A 20,035-nucleotide genomic window follows, 5' to 3' on the forward strand; every position below is an offset into this window, starting at 1 on the left:
CGTGCCGGGTGCGACGCCGCCGGCAGTGGCAACCCGGCGACCCTCGACGCCGACGACACCACCGTCGACCCGCTCCGGCAGACGTACCTGACCAAAAGATATAAGTGTTTCGATATCTTGTGGCTGGTGGCATGTTCCTGTTCTCCTACGGCCGGCCGTGAATCGGCCTCGACCCTAGGAGCCCCCTCATGAGACTCAGAACGGTGACGGCAGGATCTGCCCTAGCTGTTTTCGTCGCGGCGACGGTGGCGCTCAGCGCCCTGCCGGCGCCGGCTTCGACCGGCGTGCGGTCGTCCGGCTCATCCGCGCCGGCGACCAGCGCCTCCCTGCTGGCAGCTCCGCCGACCGTCAATGTCGCCAATGTCAACGCCCACCTGCAACAACTGCAGAACTTCGCCACCAGCAACGGCGGCAACCGGGCCACCGGCACGGCGGGGCACACCGCGACGACGACATATCTGCAGCAGAAGCTGCAGGCGGCCGGTTTCACCGTCACCGTGCAGACGTGTACCACCTGCAGCGGCTCCGGGAAGAACATCATCGCCGACTGGCCGGGTGGCAACACCAGCAACACCTACATGTTCGGAGCCCACTCCGACGGCGTGTCGGCCGGCCCGGGCATCAACGACGACGGCTCCGGCACGGCCACGCTCCTCGAAGCCGCGCTCCAACTGGCCGCGAACAACCCGACCATGACCAACCACGTCCGGTTCGGCTGGTGGGCCGGTGAGGAGCAGGGACTGATCGGCTCCAAGTTCTACGTCAACTCGCTGACCACGGCCCAGAAGAGCGCGATCAAGGCGTACGGCACCTTCGACATGATCGCCTCCACCAACGGCGGCTACTTCGTGACCGGCACCGACGCCGTCGCCGTGAAGCTGCGCGAGTACTTCACCTCGATCAACGTGCCCACCGAGACGTCGACCGAGTGCTGCAGCGACGACGGATCGTTCCGCAACGCCGGCATCCCCTCGTCGATCAACTCCACCGGGGCAAGCTACACGAAGACCAGCGCCCAGGTGACCAAGTGGGGCGGCACCGCCGGGCAGGCCTACGACCCCTGCTACCACAAGGCCTGCGACACCTACCCGTCGAACATCAACACCACCTCGCTGGGTCGCTGGGCCAACGCCGAGCTGTACGCCGCGTGGACCCTCACCACGGGCACCTCGACGGCCAACGACTTCTCGGTGTCGCTCAGCCCGAACACGGGCTCGGTGAACCCCGGCTCCCCGGCCACGGCCGCCGTGAACACCGCCACCACCGCCGGCAGCGCGCAGACCGTCGCGCTGACGAGTTCCGGTGCTCCGGCCGGTGTCTCGGTGAGCTTCAGCCCGGCGTCGGTCACCTCCGGCGGATCATCGACCATGACCGTCGCGACCACCACGGCCGCCGCGGCCGGTACCTACACCATCACGGTGACGGGAACGGGCTCGGCGACCCACAGCGCTTCGTACACGCTGACGGTCAACGGGACCGGCGGGTGCACCGGCGCCGGCCAGAAGCTCGGCAATCCCGGCTTCGAAACCGCGACGGCACCGTGGACCGCCTCGACCGGAGTCATCGGCGCGAACACCGGCGACGGCACACCGCGAACCGGCACCCGTGACGCGTGGCTCAACGGCAACGGTTCGACGAACACCGAAACCCTGTCCCAGTCGGTGACCCTTCCCACCGGCTGCAGCTCCTACACGCTGTCGTTCTACCTGAAGATCATCACAACGGAGACGACCACCACCACCCAGTACGACAAACTGACCGTGAAGGCCGGCAGCACCACGTTGCAGGTGTTCTCCAACCTCAACGCCAGCGCGTACACCCTGCGCTCGTACAACCTGGCCGCTTTCGCCGGGCAGACCGTCACCCTCACCTTCACCGGGGTCGAAGACTCCTCGCTGAAGACGTCGTTCGTCATCGACGACACCGCGCTCACCGTCAGCTGACAGCAACCGGACGATGCCGTGCGGCAGGCCGCCCCGCGGCATCGTCCGGCTCGGTGTGGAGGGCTGGACAGTCGGCCCCGGCGGGACAGCGTGAATTGGCTCTGGCCAGCTAGCCTGCAGCCATGAATTTGATCAACGAGCCCGCCCGGTGAGAAGCCGGCGCATCAGCTCCCGTCAGGTCGTGCTGACGGCCACGTTCCTGTCGCTGGCGGCCGGCGGCGTCGCGGCCTGCGACAGCTCCTCGCCGGAAGACGAGTGGGAGTCGGCGGACACCTCCGGCTACACCTGGGACGCCCCTGCCGAGGCGGAGGACTTCGAGCCGCCGGTGACCACGGCGCCCACGACGACTCCGGTCGAGCCGGTCACGACCGCGCCCATCGAGGAGCCGATGGACCAGGAGGTGTTCTACTGCGCCGACGAGGAGGGCATGGTCGTCGAGGAGGAGTCCTGCGCCGAGGAGGACAGCGGCCTCTACCTCATCTGGTACTCCCCCACGTACTCGCGCGGCTACCCGGTCGGCACCTACCTCGACGGCGGCGACTACTTCCCGGCCGGTGACCGGGCGAGCCGGCGGGCGTTCAAGCTGCCCAGCACGGGCGCGGTCTCCAACGGCACGGTGAAGACCAACGTCGTCGGCCGCTCCAGCGGGGGCTCCACGACCTCCGGCGGCGGCACCTCCTCCTCCGGAGGCTGAGCCCGCCGGGTCCCGTACCTCAGCCGGTCCTGACCGCTGCCTGGTCAGTCGCGGCGTTCCAGGGCCCGGTCGCTGCAACTTTTCAAACCTTGCTCGGCCAGGAACTCCAGGAAGTCCGCGGCGACGAGTTCGTCGTCGTCGACGTCGTGGTAGTGGAACCAGACCTGCTCCTGGCAGCGCCCGGCGACCACCGGGAAACCCCAGTGGTCACCGGTGCCGACCGGGGCGACGACGACGAAATCGCGGTCGGGGAACTCCTGGTCGTTCACGGTCCGGAGGTCGTCGTACCGTCCCGGCACGGGCACGATCGGGAACAGCTCGACGAAACCGAAAAGGCCCGCGCCGAACCGGGTCAGGAAGGCCTTGTACCTGTCCGGCAGGGTCACCGCCATCCCGCGTTCGACGGCCGCGATCTCGGCCGCGGTGACGGTCAGGCCCTCGATGGGGTTGAACCCGTACCGGGCCTGCTGTTCGGCCGCCTCCCGGCAGAAGGGTTCCGCGAGCGCCTCGAACTCCGTCAGTTCCATGCGCGGATCGTACGCATCCCGGGCGGTTCCGCGATCTTTCCAGATCGGGTGTCCGTGGGAGAGACTGCGGACATGGGTGAGGTGTATCCGATGCCGACAGTCGGTGACGTTTTCACCGACGTACGCGGCGACGGCCGGACGATGCGCGTCAGCTACCACGAGAACCGTCAGGTGGTCGTGGTCTCGTTGTGGGCGGACGCCGTGTGCCGCGGCTCGTTCCAGTTGGCCGCCGACGAAGTGGGCCGCCTCACCGCGCTGCTGGCACAGGTCGCTCCCGCGACTGCCGAGATCCCATCGCCATCGCCATCGCCGGAGCAGACCGGCGACGTCTCCATGCTGGCACTCCCGACGGCCCCCGACTCCGCGGGTCGCCTGAGCCTCTGCCCCGCGACGAGCGCGCGGGGACGGGTTCAGCGGCGGCCGGTGGAAAGGGCGACGAGGAACTGGCCGCCGCCCGGTTCGACGGTCGTGGTCACCGGGAGGCCGGGCACGAGGCGGGTGAAGCGGTCGGCCAGCCAGTCCGCCGCCTCCTGGGCGTCCTTGCGGCTCGGGCAGCGGGCCACCAGTTCCCGGCCGCCCTTGCGTTCCAGGCGCTCGGCGACGGTGAGCAGCGGGGCGGGCTCGATCACGTTGAGCCGGTCCGGCCAGGCGATGACGATCTTGACCGCGCCTTTGCGGGAGTTGCAGGCCCGGTGGGCGAGCCGCTCGGCCAGTTTGGCCTTCCGGTCAGCGGTCCGGGCGTCGACGCTGGGGCCCCGCGGATCGTTCACCGACATGCCGGCCTCGACCGGCTCGTCACACACCCAGCAGCGCCATCCGTCGCGCTTCGCCACTTCGTCAAGGGAGCTCATCGGTCCCGAACCTACCCGCCACCGGGGAGGCGGACGGCCCCGGGGTCAGGTGGCCGCGCTGATCACCGGCCGCGAGCCGCCGGTGCATCCCAGCCGAAGTTGCCACTGTGCTGACCTGCGGAAAACGGCCATGACGTACGCGTGAAGTCCGTACGCTGGTTCGGCTCTCGCGGATGTACCCGGCTCTGGTCGCGGTAATGGCGGTGTGGTCGGCGACGAACTGGAGGCGGGTCACTGCGCGCGCTCGTTCTCCACAGCACTGCCGACGCGGATCACGGCATGTGAGAGTGTCTGAACGACCGAGCGATGTGCCCGATGATCTCCTGGAGCGTGGTATGAGCTTTTCCCTTCTATGGCGACATGGCGCATCGTCGGCTCACGACGAGATACCTGATGAAACGCTCTACAAACTACTGGCGGAATTGGACGAGGGAGAAGACGCCGAACACGGTGACGTCTGGCTATCGGAAGACGCCACAGGATGGGGAATCGGGGTCTTCGCCGGCGATCGTGGGCTGGTTGTCCTGGAGAACACCGAATCGGATGGCAGACCATTCCATCGAACCGGCGTGTCACGTCAGGAGGCCTTCGTCTTGTTCCGGCGTGCCGCAGATGGGCAGATGGCTGCGATCCGCGCGGAGCCATGGCGGCCGGGCTACGGGCCCGAATGAACGGTTGGCGATGCCGGTGACGCGGCGGAACCACAGGGCCGGCTCACAACGGTAGTCCTGGCCACGTGGCAAATGGCACCGGGGCCAGCACCAGCGGGCGCACCCCGTTGTGCGACTTCGGCTGTTTCACCCGAACCCAGCCGCCCGGATCCTCGACCACCAACTGCCGACACACCGTCCCGGCAACAGCGCAATACGGTGCATGCGAAGAGCAATGACGTGGTCGCTTGTGCCAATGGAACGCCACTAACGTGCTGTTCATGAAGGGTTCTTACGATGCCGAGGCGCAGTCGCCGGCTGATCCCGAGCGGATTTGGGCGTTGCTCGTCGATGCGAGCAGTTGGCCGAAGTGGGGCACCGTGGATGAACTCATGCCCGAGAGGTCCTCGAACGTCTCCGACGACGGACAGGACGGAGTAGGTGCCGTGCGGGCGTTTCGCACCGGCCGGGTCGTCACCAGCGAGCGGATCGTGGAGTTGGAACCGTGCCGGCTTTTCGCGTACGTGGACGCCGATAACCCGTACCTACGCGATTATCGGGCGGAGATTCGGCTCAGTCCGGCCGCGGCCGGCGGCACGTCGATCCGCTGGCGCGGGACGTACGAAGTGGCCTTCGGGGTGCACCTGTTCATGCGGCCGCTGATGAACCGGACGATGCGCCGGATGGTGGAGGGGCTCGCCCGGGCTGCGTAGGCTTGCCGAGTGCATCATCGGGAGCGTTTCGACCAGGGCGGCTACGCTGGCTTCGACACGGAGCGGCACGTCGCCCGGCGGCTGTCGAGCTGGGATGAGGCAGGCTGGCGATCGCTGTTGGTGCAACGCTTCGACCACCGGCCCGCCACCGATGTGATCAATCTGCCCGCGTCGTCCGATCACCATTTCTGGGCGATCACGCGCGGCGCTGGAACGATGCAGGTGCGCTCCGCCGACGGCTGGCGGAAGTATGCGATCGTCCCGGGCCTGTTGGGCCGGGCCACCCCAGGGGTTCCCACCGAGGTTCGCTACACCACGTCCGCCGCGATGAGCAGTGTGCACGTGCACGTGCCCGCCGACATCGTCGACCGAGTCAGCGCCCAGACCAAGCCGGGCCGGCAGGAGCGCCCCGGTGACGCGTTACTCGCGCCCCTGCTGAACTCGCTCGCGGCCGCCGCCGGGCAGCGGGCCGACCCGATGTACGGCGATATCGCCGCCGAGTTCCTCGCCGCGCACCTCGTTACTCACTACGGCAGGCGGCGGCTGGACGCACCGTCGGGCCGTGAGGATGCGCGCGTACGCAATGCGGTTGCCCTGATGCGGGACCGCCTCGGCGACCCGCTGACCCTCGCTGACCTGGCCGCGGCGGCCAATCTCAGTCCGTACCACTTCCTGCGCGTCTTCAAGCGGGCCACGGGGGAAACGCCAGGTCGTCATCTCACCCGATTGCGCGTGCGCGAAGCCACCCGGCTCCTTGATGCCGGCGGTACGGTCACCGCAGTCGCCGCGCAGTGCGGCTTCTCCAGCCCTTCCCACCTGTCCACGGCTTTCCTCCGCGAGTTCGGCGTTCGCCCGTCGCAGTACCGACTCCGCTCCCAAAGCTGAGTGGTAACGCCCGAGGCGCCCCGGGCCACGCCCACTTCGCGACTTGCGGATCTTCTCTTCGGCGTCCGACAGGTGCTCAGCCACTTCCTCAGCGGTGACGGCCGGCGCGGCCCAGTCGCCACCGCACACGGCTCAGCCTGCTCACCGAACGGGAACGGCGCGGTCCATTGGCCCTGAGCACGGCCTTGACATGATCACCGGCATTGCCGACGGCGAGCGGCCGGAGTCGAGTCGATCAGCCGGTACGTGACTCAGGTGTCGGACGCTAGCGCGATGCCGAAGTTCTGGCCCTTCTTTCGGACGATCCAGGTCCCGGACACGACGCCGCGACGCACGGTCACCAGGGGCAACATGGTCGTGAGGTCCGAAATGAACATTGGGTAGTGATGGCCCTCGGCGTCGCGCCAGACCAGATACTTCGCGGATCGCCCAGACCGCATCGAGTCAAGGGTCAGCGTCGCGGCGAAGGCGACATTGGGTCGCATGCTGTACGTCACCCAGTACGCGTCGTCGTCCAGGTAGGAGCAGCCATGCGCCCCCTCGACGTAGAACAGAAGATTCCCGCGTTCGTCGTGCGGTACCTCGGTGACGGAAGTCTTCCGCGTTCCCAATGTTGCCTCCCAACGCACCGGTCCTTATGCATCAAGATCATCCTCCCGTATCGGCAGCTGCGCCAGGTCAGCCCAATCTCGACCTTGGTCGCGATCGCGCCCCCTCGACGCCGTCAGGCGTCGCGTACTCTTCCCGGACGTATCGCTCACCGGCCCAACCTGGCCGATCGGTAGCCTGCCCGGCGCACATCGCTGGGCCCTCTCGCAGTCGGGCTCTGTGCCTCGTCGCGTCGGATAGCGAGCGACTCGCGGCATACAGGCACATTGCCGTTGCCCGTCACGGCTGACGGGAGACATCGGGCTCGGCGAATTGCCCAGGTGAACACTTGTTCGCTCGCCGGAGCAGCCGGAGCAGCAGCTCGTGGACTGCCGTTGCCGCCCTGGAAATGAGGTTCCGTCACGGGTGTGTGGATCCTATGGTGACCGCCATGAGCGATGGTCCTCGAGATCCCTACGACCGCGCCGATTGGCTGGCCGACAGCGGACGGGTGGACGAGGCTGTCGCGTTGCGGCGGGAGTCTGCCGACGACGGTGATTGGGAAGACCAGGAATCGCTTGCAGAGTTCCTGGCCCGGTGGGGACGAGTCGATGAAGCTCATGGTGCGTGGCGGACGGCTGTGACGGCCGGCCACCCGGCACCGCATTGCGCTCTGGCTGGGCTGTACGACGCGGCGGGGCGCACCGACGACGCGATCGCCGCCTGCACATCGGCCGTTGCGGCGGACGAACCATGGGCTTGGTCACGGCTGGCGGACCTGCTGAAGGACGCTGATCGTGCGGACGATGCGGAGGCCGTGTACCGCGCGGCGATCGCTGCCGGCCACACCGCGGCGGGCAGCGAGCTCGGCAGATTCCTGTCCGACCGAGGCCGTCATGAGGAGGCTGTAGCCGCCTACCGGATCGCCATCGACGCTGAGGGCGTCGCTCCGTGGCCGCTCGGGGAGCTGCTGGAAAAGCTGGGTCGCACGGACGAGGCCATCGAGGTCTACGCGCGGGCCCTCGCCGGCGGACTCGGCCACCTTCGTCCCCGGCTGGCGCGCGCACTGGAACGATCAGGCCGCATCGACGAGGCCCTGGCCGTCATCCGCGACGCGATCGCCAACCGGGACCTGGACGCCTACAAGGGGTTGGGATACCTCCTGGCGAAGCACGACCGCGACGAAGAGCTGACCGCCGAGGCGACCCGGCTCCGCGACGACGGCGACCTGGGCGCACTGATGTCGCTGCTGACAGGAGCAGGCAACGGCAACCGGGTTACCGAGGGACGGCCTTCGACAGGATCTCCGCCCTGAGCCGCCGCGTGGAGCGCGAGAACACCGACAACAGGAGGCGGCGCCCGGTCGGCGGGTTCGTGCGTGGACAACCCGTTCGCTGGTGAATTTCAGTCGAGCGAGGTGGAGCGGACGTCGGCGGACAGGTCGCTGCCGCGGACCGTGCCGGCGCGGATGAAGACCTGGCCGGCCTTGACGTCGTTGCCGGAGAAGGCGGGCAGCCAGATGTTCAGGGGTAGCCAGGTGGGGTGGGTAGACGACCTTGGTGGTGGCGAGGAACGCGTCGAGGGTCCGCTGCCGCCGGGACGACCAGGGGTAGCCGAATCCGGCCCGGATCGGCTCCGGCAGCAGCCCGATGGTGACCAGGCGGTTGAGCGGCTTCGCGGGGCGCAGCACGGCCGGGATGTTTCTTCGGTCTCATGAGCGCGGCCGCGATCTCCCGGGCCTGGTCGCTGACCTGGAGCGTGGTGACGGTGCGGTGCAGACCTGGAGGTGTATACCATGATTGACTTGCTGTGAAGAGTGCCGAGCTTATGGTGCGATTATTCGTCTACAGCAACAGCCAGGTCGGTTAACTTAGCGACTGGATGATGTCCGCGGCCGGCGCCGGGCGGGCCGCCGGGAAGCAGGTGCCGGCCCACAGGTTGAGCGCCCCGGCGTCGCCCTGCTCGGCGGCCGCCGCCCGGATCGGCGCGGTCAGATGGTGTACGGCCGGATAGCCCACCGGAGCGACCGCCGAGTACTCGTCGGTGAACCGGTTGCGCAGCGCCCGCGCCGGCTGGCCGGTGAACGCCCGGGTCACCACGGTCTCGTGGGCGCCCGCGGAGAGCATGGCGGCACGCTGCGCCGGCCGGGTGCCGGCCTCCTCGGCCAGCAGGAACACGGTGCCCGCCTGGACCGCGGCCGCGCCCGCCGACAACAGCCGGCGCACATCCGGCGCGGATCCGGTGCCACCGGCCACGATCACCGGCACATCCGTCACCGACCGGATCGCGGCCAGGATCTCCGGGGCCGTCGTGGCGCCCCGGTAGGTGGCCGGTGTGGTCGTGGAGGCGTGGCCGCCCGCCGTACCGGCCTGGGCGATCAGCAGGTCGGGGGCCACGGCCAGGGCCGGCGCGGCTTCCGCCGCGGACGTCACGGTCACCGCGACGAGGCTTCCGGCGGCCTGCAACGCGGCCACCACATTCCGATCCGGTACGCCGAACGTGAAGCTGACCAGTGGTGGCGCGTACGCGGTGGCGAGGTCCACCTTGGCGTCGAAGTGGTCGTCGTCGCGCAGGCGCAGCGGGGGCAGGTCCACCCCGTACCGGTCGGCCTCGGCCTGGAGCAGGCGACGGTAGCGCTCCAGGGCGGCGACGTCGGACGGCGGGCGCGACGGGACGAAGATGTTCAGCCCGTACCCGATCCCCGCGGACCGCACCGCGCGCAGCTCGTCCTCCACCGCCTCCGGGGTCTTGTACCCGGCGGCCAGCAGACCGAGGGCGCCGGCTCGCCCGGCGGCGATCACCAGAGCGGGAGTGGACGGGCCGCCGGCCATCGGGGCGACCAGCAGGGACGGGATCGGAGCACGCATCCGCCGACCCTATTACGCCTGCTCAATACCAGGTGAACGCCTGCCGGAAGGCGTCCGCCGCGGCATCGTCGGCACTCACCGCGAACGTGGTCATCGCACCCCGGTAGCCGGGACGCGGTGGCGTCACGGTGTACGGATCGCCGGAGCCCGGCTCGTCCTGCAGCTCGATCAGGATGGTCTCCACCGGTGGACCGTCCCGGTTCACCAGTTCGTCGGTGACCGCCGCCGCGGTGTACGGACGGTCCCCGACGCCGTCGGACACCACGACGAGGTTTACGTGCCGGTTCCGGGGCATCGTCTCCCGGATCCAGCGGTGCACCCCGGCGACCGCCGTCCCTGCCGGCGAGTCACCGCCCGGCGCGATCCGGTCGATCGTGGCGCCGACCAGCGGATACACGTCGCGCGCCGGTTCGGTGGCGACGAGCTGCCGGTAGCCGGGATCGGGTGGGCGCCGCCCGCCGGAGAAGGACCACAGACCGAGACGGTCACCCGTACCGAGCGCCGCCATCCCGGGACGTGCGGTCCGCCGGACGCGGTCCATCCGGCCCCTCATCGATCCCGACGCGTCCACCACCAGGACGGCGGTCACCGGCGGTCGCACCAGGGGCCACTGGGCGGCCACCGCCACCAGGACCATGTCCCGGATGTCCGGCAGGAGCCGGTCCGGATTCGGATTGGCGAGCACGGGTCGCAGGAAGTCGTAGAACGCGCTCGCGAGATCCTCCCGGTCGGCCCCCACCGAGGCGAGCGTGATGAACGGCAGGTCGGCCTCGATGCCGTTGGACACGAGCGCGGTCGTGTGCCAGCGCCGGGCCGGGAGCCAGCCGCACCACCCCGTGTTGACGTCCCGGACCAGCCGGGGTTCGGTGATGACCACGGTGACGCCGTCGTCCCACTCCCGCTCGCACAGCGTCGCGGGCCCGTGCTGCTCGACATCGGCCACGTTCGCGAGCACGTCCGCGACCCGGGTCCAGTTCGCGGCATCCCCGGAGTCGCGTACGGACAGCTCCTGCTTCCCGGCGACCCCGGCGGCCAGGCCGGTCAGCGCGGAGAGCCCGGCCGCCGAGCGTCCCGGGTCCGGCAGGATCACCCGCAGCGGTCCGAGCCGTCCACCGGTGTCACGTCGCCAGCGGCCCGGATCGCTCAGATAGCCGGCGATCTCCGGCCAGCCGGCCCCGTCCAGATGGGGCTTCGCCCGCTCGGGGAACGCCAGGACCAGCCCGCCCTCGCCCAGGAGCGGGTACCTGATCGTGACCCCGGGCGGAGCGGCCCGGATGGCGGCATACGACTCGGGGATCCACACGTCCGCGCCGTCCGGAGGCGGGGCCAGCGGATCCGGGCCCGCGTCGAGCACCTGGATCCGGTCGCACACCGCGTTCTCCAGCCGGTTGAACCGATTCGCGGCGTCGGTAACCGTGTCGACGGCGGACTCGGCCACGGCCACCCGGAGAGACAACCGGCACGCGGCGTCCGCGACCTTCGCCGCGACCGTCCGCGCCGCCGCGGGGACGACCGTCGTGCCGGTCACCAGCAGCAGCACGACGCCGGCGAGAGCGGTCGCGGTCGTGCTGCTCCGGCGTACCCCTGAGGGTTTCGGCGTGGCAGACGCCGGCGGCGGATCGCCGGCCAGATGGGACCGCAGCCTCTCGTGCCGGAATCGGTAGGCCGGGCCGTCCTGGCGCAGCACCTGGCGGCGGTGCGCGTCCTCGAGGAAGCGGGTCAGCCGCCAGGGCAGGCGGCCGCGCGCGGCCAGCCAGGCACGGGCCACCGTGTAGGCGATCCACGGGGCGCCGGAGCCGAAGACGGCCAGCACCATCACCGGCGCGGCCGCCACCGCGGCAGCCACCGCAGCGGTCGCGGCCACACTGCCGTCACCGAGACCGGGCAGGCCGTCGCCGAAGAGGCCGACCGCGGCGGCGGTCACGGCGCCCACCGCGAGGCCCGCGCCGAGCGTCGTGATCAGCAGCGTTTCCCGTTCGCTGCGCAGCGAGGAACGGAACGTGGCGGCAACCGCCTGATCCGGATCGGTCACGTCGGGGACGCTCAGCCAGCGGCCCACCCCGATCGGCACGCCGATCGCGAGGGCGCCGCCCACACCGGTCACCAGGGTCCCGGCCAGTGCCGACGGCACAAGCGGGAGCACCCCCTGCGCCGGGTCCCAGCGTTCGACGGCGTTCAGGACGGCGATCACCGCGGCCGCCGGGAGGCTGAACGCGGACGCGGTCACGCAGCCGTGCGCGATCCGGCGCGGCAGCGTGGCGGCCCGGCGGCCGAAGCGGTACGGGACGATCCGGCGGCCCGCCGCCAGACCGTTGCTGATGATCCCGAACATGGTGCCGCCGACCACGCCGAGCAGGGCCAGCGGACCGAGCAGCCCGGCCCCGCTCCCGCCGATGGCGGCCAGCGCGGCCGTCCCGCCGATGGCGAAGACCGTGCCTGCGGCCAGGCCGTCGCGCAGCGCCGCGGCCAGAACCCCGAGTCCGCCGGACGGCTCGCCACCACGGGCGGTACGGGCGGTGCGCAGCCCGGCCAGGACGCCCAGGGCCAGGCCGGTGACCGTGGCGTACCCGATGGCCGGCCCGAACCGGTAGCCGCTCAGGGCCGCGATCCCGGCGCCCGCGGCCGCGCCCAGCCCGGCCAGCAGTGCCGCGATGACCCCGGTGAGGACCGCCGAGCGTACCAGGGAGGCCAGCGTCCACCAGCGCAACTGCGGTCCGGCGGCGAGCAGGGCGAGCCGGCGGCGATCCCGCTCCGCCGGGTACGCGGCACGCAGGAACTCACCGAGCAGATGGGTGTCCACGATGTCACCGGGCATCCGCAGCAGCTCCGCCGGGTCGGTGGCCGGCGCCCGGTACACCGCCCGGGCCAGGGAGATCATCAGCGGATTGGTGAGAGTGGTGGCCAGGTCGCCGCCGGGGTCGTCGCGCAGCCGCCTCGCGACCGGCAGCCAGCGGGTGCTGCCGCGCAGGTCGCTGTCGGTGAGGAAGGCGATCGCGTCGTCCGGCGGGACCGGCTCGATCCGGACCACCGCCGCGCTGCCGAGCGGCCCCCGGGCCGCGACCGCCCGCTCGTACTCGGCGTCGCGGCAGGTCAGGACCAGGCCGGGCAGGCTCGCCGCGATCCGGTTCAGCTCGTCGAAGGCGAGAGCCGGATCCGGAAGCTCGTCGAGGCCGTCCAGGATCGGCAGGACCCGACCCTCCGCGACCAGGTCCGCCCGTGTGCCCGGATAGTCCCCGGCGACCCGGCGGGCGATCCAGTCGTCCAGCGGCTCACGGGTGTCCCAGGCGGGCAGGGCCAGCAGCACCGGAATCGGGTCGCCCGGTTCGGCCAGGTCGACGGCGGCGACCGTGAACAGCGTCATCAGGCTCGACTTGCCGGAGCCGGGCGCGCCCAGCACCACCAGCTGGCCGGGGCGGGTCGCGCGGACCAGCTCCACCAGGCGGTGCGCGGCCGGGGCGTCGCGGTCCAGGCTTCCGGCAAGCGGCGCCGGCACGCCGGCCACGGCCGGCGTCGCGGGGGTCCAGCTGAGGCGCAGCGCTCGCGGTTGCTCCAGACGGCGTACGCCGATCTCGTGCCGCCACTGCCTGCGCACCCGTTCGGCCAGCCGGTCCGCGGCATCGTCCGCCGGGTCCGGGGTGGTGGGTGCGCCGCGCCGCAGCCCCAGCACGCCGAGGACCAGGGCGACGATCAGGCTGCCGACACTCGCCAGCTGATCCGCGGTGGACAGTGCGCCCTCGTGCCGGGCCAGGAGGACGGCGAGGCAGGCCGCGACGGCGACACCGCCGGCGACCTGCGCGAGGCGCCGTCGTGGCTCCGTCGGTGGCACCGGGCCACGGTAGCGGCGGGGCGGCGGGCACCGGTATCCATCGCAAGCGGTACAGCGGTGCTCGCCGAACTCCGGGCAGGTGCGGCCCCGCGACGGCTTCGGAGGTCAGATCCGAACCACGTCCGGGAAGGACTTCCCGGCGCGCAGGTCGTCGATCAGCGTGGACACGGCGGCCGGTCCACCCCGCGCGCCGGCCCAGCGGCTGACCACGCAGGCGGCCTGCATGTAGGTGCGCTCGGTCGCCTGATCGCGGCTCTGCTCGGCCACCCGGACCGCCTCGTCGTAGGGCATCCGGCAGCGGTCGGCCTCGCCCTCCGCCCTCAGGTAGCGGGCATCGCCGGAGACCAGCACCGCCAGGCCCTCGTTGAACCAGTACGGCACCTGGCCGATGGCGTCGCCCAGTCGCTGCCGCAGCTCGGTGTGCGCCAGCTCGTGCGCCGCGATGGTCTCGTCCGCGCCGGCCGGGGAGAGCATCAGAGCCCAGGTACGCAGGGCTCGCCCCTTCTCGGCGCCGCCACCGATGCGGTGGTAGCAGTCGGTGGTCGCGCAGATCAGGACGCGCGGGCTCGACGTGCGGCCACCGTAGAAGCTCGCGACCCGCTGATTCGCCGCCGCGATCATCCGCCGGTAGGCGTCCTCGGAGGTGCCGTCGGCGGCCTCGGCATAGACGCCGTCGCCCAGGGAGGACAGGCCGTAGCACTGCGGGCAGGCGACCGCCGCCACCGCGGGCGCGGCCACCGCCACCCCCACGGCCGACAGGCCGAGCGTCCCGATGACGGCCCCCGCGATGATCCATCGGCGCCTGCGCATCCCGCGATCGTAGGCGCTACCCCCGAGCGCCCGTCACCGTCCGGGCCGTCAGCGTCCGACGGCGCCGGTCTCCAGCGGGATGCGGATGGTCTCGATCCAGGACGGTGGGTCGTCGCCGCCCTCGCCGATCACGCCGGCGATGACCCGGACCTGGCCGGGCTGGGCCTCCGGCCACGGGGTGTAGCCGTCGGTCAGGACGATGACGATGTGTGGTCGTTCCGGTCCCTTCAGCGCCTGGTCGATGCCGACCCGCATGTCGGTGCCGCCGCCGCCCGCAAGGACGACGTCACCGACCGTGGCGGCCCGGCGCACCGCGTGCACGTCGGCGTCACAGGCCAGCACGGCGACCCGGTTGCGGCCGATGCCGACCGCACGGAGCACGCCGGCGACCTCACCGAGCACCGCACGGAGTTCGTCGTCGCCCATCGAACCGGAGGTGTCGACGACCACCGCCACCCGCGGCATCGGGCGGCGCAGACTGGGCAGCACCACGCGGGGAACGGCCGCCCCACGCCGGGACGGGCGCTGATAGGTGTAGTCGACCGCCCCGGAGGCCCAGGACGCGGCCTCCCGGACGGCGCCGGTGAGAGCCCGCCGCCAGTCGACCGTGGGTTGCAGGATCTCGTCCGCCCAGCGACGCCACCCCGCCGGGATGCGGCCCCGGGCCTTGGCCTGGGCCCGCAGCTCCTGCGCGGTCTGCCGGCGGATCGCGGCCGCCTCGACCGGGCTGACCCGGGCGGCGTCCGACGACTCCCACGGCTGCGGGCGGCCGTGCGCTCCGGAGCCGCACTCGTGGTGCCGGTGACCCGCCGGGATGCCGGGCACGTACTGCTCGAACAGCTGCCCATCGGGAAGGCCGAACATCTCCGGCCGCATGGCGCCCGACGGCAGCGACGACAGATCGTCGTTGATCTCGCAGTCCTGGGCGATGTTGACCCGCTGGTGATCGTGCCGGTACCCGGGAACGAGCAGCGCGGCCCGCGCGTGATGGTCCCGCAGCAGGTGGGCGACCTCGTGCACCCAGACGGCGGCGAGCTCGTGGACCGGCGTGGCCTCGACGAACCCGGGATTCACATAGCAACGCCAGTGCCTGTCCACACCCATCGTGGGGACGCCGAGGCTCGGCACCACGGTCAGGCTGTAGAGGGCGGACGCCAGATAGGGCTGGCCGCCGGCCGCTTTGAGCCGCGCGGCCAGCAGCTTCGTCCGGTCCAGCCGCCGGGCCGCCTCCGCCGCCCGCTCCCGCGCCGGCGCCACCGCTTCCGGGTCGGTATGCCCCGAGGCGACGGGGTCCTGAACAGGTGCCACCGCTTCCGGGTCGTCGAGCGCCGGAGCAGCAGGGGTCGGGTCAGGCGCCACCGGTCAGCATCCCGGAAGCGGTGAGAACGTCCAGGAAGGCGTCGATCGACGACGGGACCGGCCACTTCGGATCACGCATGCGGGCCAGGTCGAAGGCGGCCCGGGCGGCCACGTCCGGGACCCCGGCGTCGACGGCCTTCGCGAGCACGGTCCAGCCCGCCTCCCAGCGGTCCCGGGTCACCGAGGCCTCGATGGCGGCCACCACCGCGGTCAGGAACGCCAACTGGCGGTCACCCCGGTCGGGCAGGGCGAACGCGGCCGGGTTGGCGAGAACCCGCTCGGGGTCGGGCAGGTCCAGCTCGTCGAGGTAGGTGGTCAGCTCCAGGCCGGGACCGTCACCGACCGCGCCGATGATCGCGGTGGCCAGCGCCTCCCGCCCGGTGCCGGCGCAGAAGTGGAAGACCAGCAGGCGCAGGGCCATGTCCCAGGTCCGCGGGGAAGGCCAGGCGCCGCCGCGCGCCTCGGCGTCGGTGGGCAGGTGGTGGGTGAGGCCGGGGCGGGCGGTCAGGAAGCCGGCGATCACACCACGGGCCCGGGCCAGCGCGCTGGGCGCCCGGTCCAGCGACACGGCCGGCACCTCGATCCGCGGCCACACACCGGACAGACCCCGGGCGACGACCCGCGGATCGTGCGCCCAGTGCAGGTGGACGAACCGGTTGGCCAGCGGCGGGCTGAGATGCCAGCCGTCGGCGGCGCTGGACGGCGGGTTCGCGGCGGCCACGATCCGCACCTCGTCGGGGAGGACCAGGCTGCCGACCCGGCGCTCCAGCACCACCCGGAGCAGGGCGGCCTGCACGGCCGGCGGCGCCGACGACAGCTCGTCGAAGAAGAGCAGGCCGCGCCCGTGGCGGGCGAGCCGGACCGCCCAGTCGGGCGGCGCCATCGGCACACCCTGAACGGCCGGGTCGTCGCCGACGATGGGCAGGCCGGCGAAGTCGGACGGCTCGTGCACGCTGGCGATGACCGTCTCCATCGGCGCGTCCAGGCCCTCGGCGAGCTGGGCCAGGGTCGCCGACTTGCCGATGCCCGGCTCGCCCCAGAGCAGCACCGGAAGGTTCGCGGCGACACAGAGAGCCAGCGCGGCGGCCCGGTGGTCGGTGACCGGCTCGGTCCGCGTGACCCTGATCTGGCGCAGCAGCTCGTCGGCGGCGTCGAGCCCGGTCGTCATCATTTCCTCCTGAGGTAGGCCAGCGCGGCGGTGAGGCCGGGAGTCATGTCCCGTTTCCTGAGCGTCTTGAGGTACTTCAACGGCGAAACGCCCTGCACCGGCAGCCGCGGGTCGGCGCCGGCATCGACCAGAGCGGTGATCAGCTCGACCGGCCACCGCCGGGTCAGCGCCTCGAACAGCGGCGTGACGCCCTCCCGGTCGCGGGCGTCCACGTCGAGACCGGCGGCCAGCAGCCGGGGCAGCACCGCGGGATCCCCGAACGCGCCCAGCAGGTGCACCAGGGTCCGGCCGCCGCCGTCGCACAGCCGCGGGTCGAGCCCGGCGTCGAGCAGTGCGGTGACCACACGCGGGCCGCCCGACTCCAGCCGCAGCCACAGGTCCCGGCGGTGCTCCCGCAGGGCTCTCGGCAGCCACCGTGCATGGCCGTGCCAGCCCAGGTCGGCTTTGAAGCAGCCGCCGATCTCCCCGCCGAACGCCTGGAGGGACAGCTCACGCTGCCGCTCGTCGTCGCTGTGCTCGGGCAGCGCGAGCCGGCCGGAGCGGACCGACACCCAGTGCCAGACACCGCGGCAGCGGACCCGGAACACCCGCTCGTCGAGAAGCCCGGCGGGCACGAGCGACGGGTCGGGATCTCCCGTCACCCCGGGCGCCAGCACGTCGCGAACCAGCGGATGCAGGTCGGCCGGGTCCAGGCGGCCGGCCTCGATCAGCGCCCGGTCGATCGGCGGGCGCATCAGGTCGGGCAGCAGCCGCAACTCCGGCCCGCTCGTCTCCTCCGGCCGCTTCGCCGGGACGGTGACCCGGATCCGGTCACCGGACGCCAGCAGGCGCAGCTCGCTGATGTCCCAGCGGCCCTGCAACGCCCACGACCGGTGGCCGAACTGCGCCGAGACCCGGCGCAGCTCCCGGGCGGTCAGCACCGGATCCAGGCTGCGCAGCAGCGAGAGATGCCATCGGCGCCAGGCGCGGAAGCCGTCCTCGTCGAGCTCCCAGCCGGCCGTGGTCCAGGCCGCGGCCAGGGCCGCGTCGCTGTCGGCGGGACCGGCGGCCCCGGTGTGCGGCAGCTCGGCTGCCCGGCGGGCATCCCAGAGGTACGGCGGGAGCGGGCAGATCGAACGCCCCTCGATGTCGCCGGCCCGCACCGCGTCGAGAGTCAGACGGTTCGCCCCGTTCTCGGTCTCGGGCGTCCGGACCAACAGGACCATGGTGTCCGGCCGGACCGGCCCGTCCCCGGCCAGCAGGTAGCTCCGCCAGCCGGCCAGATGAACGGCGCCGCCCATGGCCCGCGGAAGATGCCACCGCAGCAGGTCGGGCGCGAACCCGGCGAGCAGACCGGCGACCGGCCCGGCGTCGTCGAAGGTGACGTCGATCAGGGCCGCCTCGCACGCCGCACGCCAGTCGCCACGCTCCCGGGCCGCGGTGCACTCGGCGATCATCCAACCGGGAACCGCATACCTTCGGATGCGCTCCCCATCGGACAGCTCGAGCCGGTCACGGTGCGGGCTCACCGGGACGCCCCCACCCCATGACTCGTCCCGATCACGCCGGCTCCTCCCCCGTGCCGCGAATCCCCAGGTGGCGAGGCCGACCGGAGTCGAACCGGCGTCCTCCCGGTTGATGCCGGGCGCGACGACCTCTGCGCTACGACCTCGCCGCGCCGGAGCATACGCGAGCCCTACGACATTTCCGCCGGGGCCGCGATCCGCCCCGGCGTCAGGCGGGCGAGGCGGCCCACTCGGCCGGATCGGTCAAAGAGAGCTGAGGGTACGCGCCAGCCGCGTTCAGCGCCTGGAGCAGCTCAGCCGGAGCGGAGTGGACCAGCGCCTCACACATCGGCGTCCAGCCCCGCCGGCTGACGGCGTTGACGTCGAGGCCCTCGGCGAGCAGTCGGGGCAGCAACTCCTCGTGGTCGAACAGGTGGATCCGGTGCAGCAGGGTCCGCCCCTGACCGTCGCGGATGTGCGGGTCGAGCCCGGCGTCGAGCATGGCCAGCACCACTCGGCTGCCGCCGTGCTCCATCCGCCGCCACAGGTCGCGCCGGTGTTCGATAAGGCCGCGTGGCACGGCGCCCTCACCTCCGTACCATGCGGATTCGGCCCGGAAACATCCGGCGAGCGACCCGCCGAAGGCGCGGAGCGCCTGCTCCCGCAGCCGGTCGGCGCCGGTGTGGTCGAGCAGGTCGAGATGGTTGCCGCGAAGGCCGACCCAGTGCCACTCCCCGCCGCAGCGAACCCTGACCCGCACCTCGTGGGCGTGCCGCCGAGGCGGCCCGGAATCGACCGGAACATCCGGGAACAGCGCCGCCCGAACCAGCGGATGCACGTCCCGAACCGGGATCAGCCCTCGCGCGACCAGCTCGATCTCCACCGGCTGCCGCAGCAGCACCGGATGCAGGCATGGTCGCGCCGGCGTCATCCCCGGCTGGGGTGGGTCCAACAGCGACCGGGTGATCCCGGTCCGCTCCCCCGCCACCTCGAGCCGGACGCACCGCGAGGGTGGCCGGTGACCGTCGGCCCACACCGGAAACGACCAGCCCCGGAACCGGTCCGCGATCCATCGTAGGGTGCGCGCGGCCACCCACGGATCCGCCTCGTCCAGAATGGCCCGGCCGTCCCGTGGCCAGGAACGGGCGTCCGCGTGGTCGATCAGCCACCCGGCCGAGGCCCACAGATCGATCGCCCCGGCCCCGCGCAGCCTCGCAGCTCCACCCGCCGCAGGCAGCTCGGCGGATCGGCGGGCGTCCCACAGGTAGGGCGGAAACGGGAAGACCAGCCCCTCCCCCAGATCCCCGGCACGCGCCGCTTCGAGGGTGAGCCGCTGGGTCCCGGTCACCCACCGGGGCGAGCGCACCACGAGGACCCAGGTGTCCGGTGTGATCGGCCGGTCCGGGGCCAGCAGGAACCGCATCCCGGTGGCCAGGGCGCCGTTTCCGCTGGACGACCGCGGCAGATGCCAGCGCAGCAGGTCGGGCGCGAACCCGGCCAGCAGCCCGGCGACCGGCCCGGCGTCGGTGAACGCGACGTCGATCCGGGCCGCGGCGCAGGCGGCCCGCCAGTCGCCGCGCTCCCGGGCCTCCGTGCACGCGGCGATCATCCAGTCGGGGACCGCGTAGCGGCGGACGATCCGCCAGTCTCCCAGTGCAGAAATCGGTCCA

General features: G+C 71.9%; 16 protein-coding genes, 1 tRNA gene and 1 pseudogene. 6 read left to right on the forward strand and 12 right to left on the reverse strand.

What is annotated here, in order from left to right; all coding sequences use genetic code 11:
* The first annotated feature begins 188 nt into the window (after window positions 1-188).
* Complete coding sequence (locus IEZ13_RS17245; RefSeq protein ID WP_183218697.1) at window positions 189-1,943, forward strand: M20/M25/M40 family metallo-hydrolase; 1,755 nt, start codon at window positions 189-191, stop codon at window positions 1,941-1,943.
* Window positions 1,944-2,091: 148 nt separating this feature from the next.
* Window positions 2,092-2,637: a hypothetical protein gene (locus tag IEZ13_RS17250; protein ID WP_183218698.1), complete on the forward strand. Its 546-nt coding sequence runs from the start codon at window positions 2,092-2,094 to the stop codon at window positions 2,635-2,637.
* A gap of 44 nt (window positions 2,638-2,681) precedes the next feature.
* Here the strand turns inward: IEZ13_RS17250 and IEZ13_RS17255 are convergent, their stop codons facing one another.
* Both IEZ13_RS17255 and IEZ13_RS17260 read right to left on the reverse strand, forming a co-directional pair.
* Window positions 2,682-3,164 carry an SMI1/KNR4 family protein gene (locus IEZ13_RS17255; RefSeq protein WP_183218699.1) on the reverse strand — a complete coding sequence of 161 codons (483 nt, stop codon included), beginning with the start codon at window positions 3,162-3,164 and terminating at the stop codon, window positions 2,682-2,684.
* Between the two features lie 410 nt (window positions 3,165-3,574).
* Window positions 3,575-4,015 (reverse strand): hypothetical protein, encoded by a 441-nt coding sequence (locus IEZ13_RS17260; RefSeq protein WP_183218700.1) that lies wholly within the window; start codon window positions 4,013-4,015, stop codon window positions 3,575-3,577.
* Between the two features lie 335 nt (window positions 4,016-4,350).
* Here IEZ13_RS17260 and IEZ13_RS17265 point away from each other — a divergent pair, with 335 nt between their 5' ends.
* The 3 genes from IEZ13_RS17265 to IEZ13_RS17275 all read left to right on the forward strand — a co-directional run bounded on the left by IEZ13_RS17265 (window position 4,351) and on the right by IEZ13_RS17275 (window position 6,263).
* Window positions 4,351-4,686 (forward strand): hypothetical protein, encoded by a 336-nt coding sequence (locus IEZ13_RS17265; protein WP_183218701.1) that lies wholly within the window; start codon window positions 4,351-4,353, stop codon window positions 4,684-4,686.
* 260 nt (window positions 4,687-4,946) lie between these two features.
* Window positions 4,947-5,378 carry an SRPBCC family protein gene (locus tag IEZ13_RS17270; RefSeq protein ID WP_183218891.1) on the forward strand — a complete coding sequence of 144 codons (432 nt, stop codon included), beginning with the start codon at window positions 4,947-4,949 and terminating at the stop codon, window positions 5,376-5,378.
* 9 nt (window positions 5,379-5,387) lie between these two features.
* Window positions 5,388-6,263 carry a helix-turn-helix domain-containing protein gene (locus tag IEZ13_RS17275; protein ID WP_183218702.1) on the forward strand — a complete coding sequence of 292 codons (876 nt, stop codon included), beginning with the start codon at window positions 5,388-5,390 and terminating at the stop codon, window positions 6,261-6,263.
* A gap of 251 nt (window positions 6,264-6,514) precedes the next feature.
* Here IEZ13_RS17275 and IEZ13_RS17280 read toward each other — a convergent pair whose 3' ends face one another.
* Window positions 6,515-6,874, reverse strand: a complete 360-nt coding sequence (locus IEZ13_RS17280; protein WP_183218703.1) for a hypothetical protein — start codon at window positions 6,872-6,874, stop codon at window positions 6,515-6,517.
* Between the two features lie 428 nt (window positions 6,875-7,302).
* Between IEZ13_RS17280 and IEZ13_RS17285 the strand changes: the two genes are divergently transcribed.
* A complete protein-coding gene (locus tag IEZ13_RS17285) occupies window positions 7,303-8,166 on the forward strand; it encodes a tetratricopeptide repeat protein (RefSeq protein ID WP_183218704.1) in 864 nt (287 codons plus the stop codon).
* A gap of 255 nt (window positions 8,167-8,421) precedes the next feature.
* Here the strand turns inward: IEZ13_RS17285 and IEZ13_RS47905 are convergent.
* The 9 genes and pseudogenes from IEZ13_RS47905 to IEZ13_RS17325 all read right to left on the reverse strand — a co-directional run.
* A pseudogene (locus IEZ13_RS47905) lies at window positions 8,422-8,550 on the reverse strand (oxygenase MpaB family protein); the annotation flags it as partial.
* Window positions 8,551-8,716: 166 nt separating this feature from the next.
* Window positions 8,717-9,718 (reverse strand): nitronate monooxygenase, encoded by a 1,002-nt coding sequence (locus IEZ13_RS17290; RefSeq protein WP_183218705.1) that lies wholly within the window; start codon window positions 9,716-9,718, stop codon window positions 8,717-8,719.
* A 22-nt stretch (window positions 9,719-9,740) separates the two neighbouring features.
* Window positions 9,741-13,544, reverse strand: a complete 3,804-nt coding sequence (locus IEZ13_RS17295) for a hypothetical protein (protein ID WP_183218706.1) — start codon at window positions 13,542-13,544, stop codon at window positions 9,741-9,743.
* 105 nt (window positions 13,545-13,649) lie between these two features.
* Window positions 13,650-14,354 carry a hypothetical protein gene (locus IEZ13_RS17300; protein WP_183218707.1) on the reverse strand — a complete coding sequence of 235 codons (705 nt, stop codon included), beginning with the start codon at window positions 14,352-14,354 and terminating at the stop codon, window positions 13,650-13,652.
* 48 nt (window positions 14,355-14,402) lie between these two features.
* Window positions 14,403-15,713, reverse strand: a complete 1,311-nt coding sequence (locus IEZ13_RS17305; RefSeq protein WP_229794751.1) for a vWA domain-containing protein — start codon at window positions 15,711-15,713, stop codon at window positions 14,403-14,405.
* Window positions 15,703-16,881, reverse strand: coding sequence for an AAA family ATPase (locus IEZ13_RS17310; protein ID WP_183218708.1), 1,179 nt, complete (start codon window positions 16,879-16,881; stop codon window positions 15,703-15,705). The genes IEZ13_RS17305 and IEZ13_RS17310 overlap by 11 nt, the downstream gene beginning before the upstream one ends.
* Window positions 16,881-18,317 carry an ankyrin repeat domain-containing protein gene (locus tag IEZ13_RS17315; RefSeq protein WP_183218709.1) on the reverse strand — a complete coding sequence of 479 codons (1,437 nt, stop codon included), beginning with the start codon at window positions 18,315-18,317 and terminating at the stop codon, window positions 16,881-16,883. Before IEZ13_RS17315 ends, IEZ13_RS17310 begins: the two co-directional genes overlap by 1 nt.
* 140 nt (window positions 18,318-18,457) lie before the next feature.
* Window positions 18,458-18,532 (reverse strand) — tRNA-OTHER (locus IEZ13_RS17320).
* Window positions 18,533-18,594: 62 nt separating this feature from the next.
* A complete protein-coding gene (locus IEZ13_RS17325) occupies window positions 18,595-19,974 on the reverse strand; it encodes an ankyrin repeat domain-containing protein (RefSeq protein WP_183218710.1) in 1,380 nt (459 codons plus the stop codon).
* Window positions 19,975-20,035 lie beyond the last annotated feature (61 nt).

The organism is Actinoplanes campanulatus, assembly GCF_014647795.1.
GTDB classification, from domain to species: domain Bacteria; phylum Actinomycetota; class Actinomycetes; order Mycobacteriales; family Micromonosporaceae; genus Actinoplanes; species Actinoplanes campanulatus.

Coding starts and splice junctions, on each gene's coding strand:
- IEZ13_RS17260 (WP_183218700.1), bottom strand. CDS start 4,015: ATGAGCTCCCTTGACGAAGTGGCGAAGCGCGACGGATGGCGCTGCTGG.
- IEZ13_RS17300 (WP_183218707.1), bottom strand. CDS start 14,354: ATGCGCAGGCGCCGATGGATCATCGCGGGGGCCGTCATCGGGACGCTC.
- IEZ13_RS17325 (WP_183218710.1), bottom strand. CDS start 19,974: ATGATCGCCGCGTGCACGGAGGCCCGGGAGCGCGGCGACTGGCGGGCC.
- IEZ13_RS17265 (WP_183218701.1), top strand. CDS start 4,351: ATGAGCTTTTCCCTTCTATGGCGACATGGCGCATCGTCGGCTCACGAC.
- IEZ13_RS17315 (WP_183218709.1), bottom strand. CDS start 18,317: ATGATCGCCGAGTGCACCGCGGCCCGGGAGCGTGGCGACTGGCGTGCG.
- IEZ13_RS17285 (WP_183218704.1), top strand. CDS start 7,303: ATGAGCGATGGTCCTCGAGATCCCTACGACCGCGCCGATTGGCTGGCC.
- IEZ13_RS17290 (WP_183218705.1), bottom strand. CDS start 9,718: ATGCGTGCTCCGATCCCGTCCCTGCTGGTCGCCCCGATGGCCGGCGGC.
- IEZ13_RS17255 (WP_183218699.1), bottom strand. CDS start 3,164: ATGGAACTGACGGAGTTCGAGGCGCTCGCGGAACCCTTCTGCCGGGAG.
- IEZ13_RS17270 (WP_183218891.1), top strand. CDS start 4,947: ATGAAGGGTTCTTACGATGCCGAGGCGCAGTCGCCGGCTGATCCCGAG.
- IEZ13_RS17245 (WP_183218697.1), top strand. CDS start 189: ATGAGACTCAGAACGGTGACGGCAGGATCTGCCCTAGCTGTTTTCGTC.
- IEZ13_RS17310 (WP_183218708.1), bottom strand. CDS start 16,881: ATGACGACCGGGCTCGACGCCGCCGACGAGCTGCTGCGCCAGATCAGG.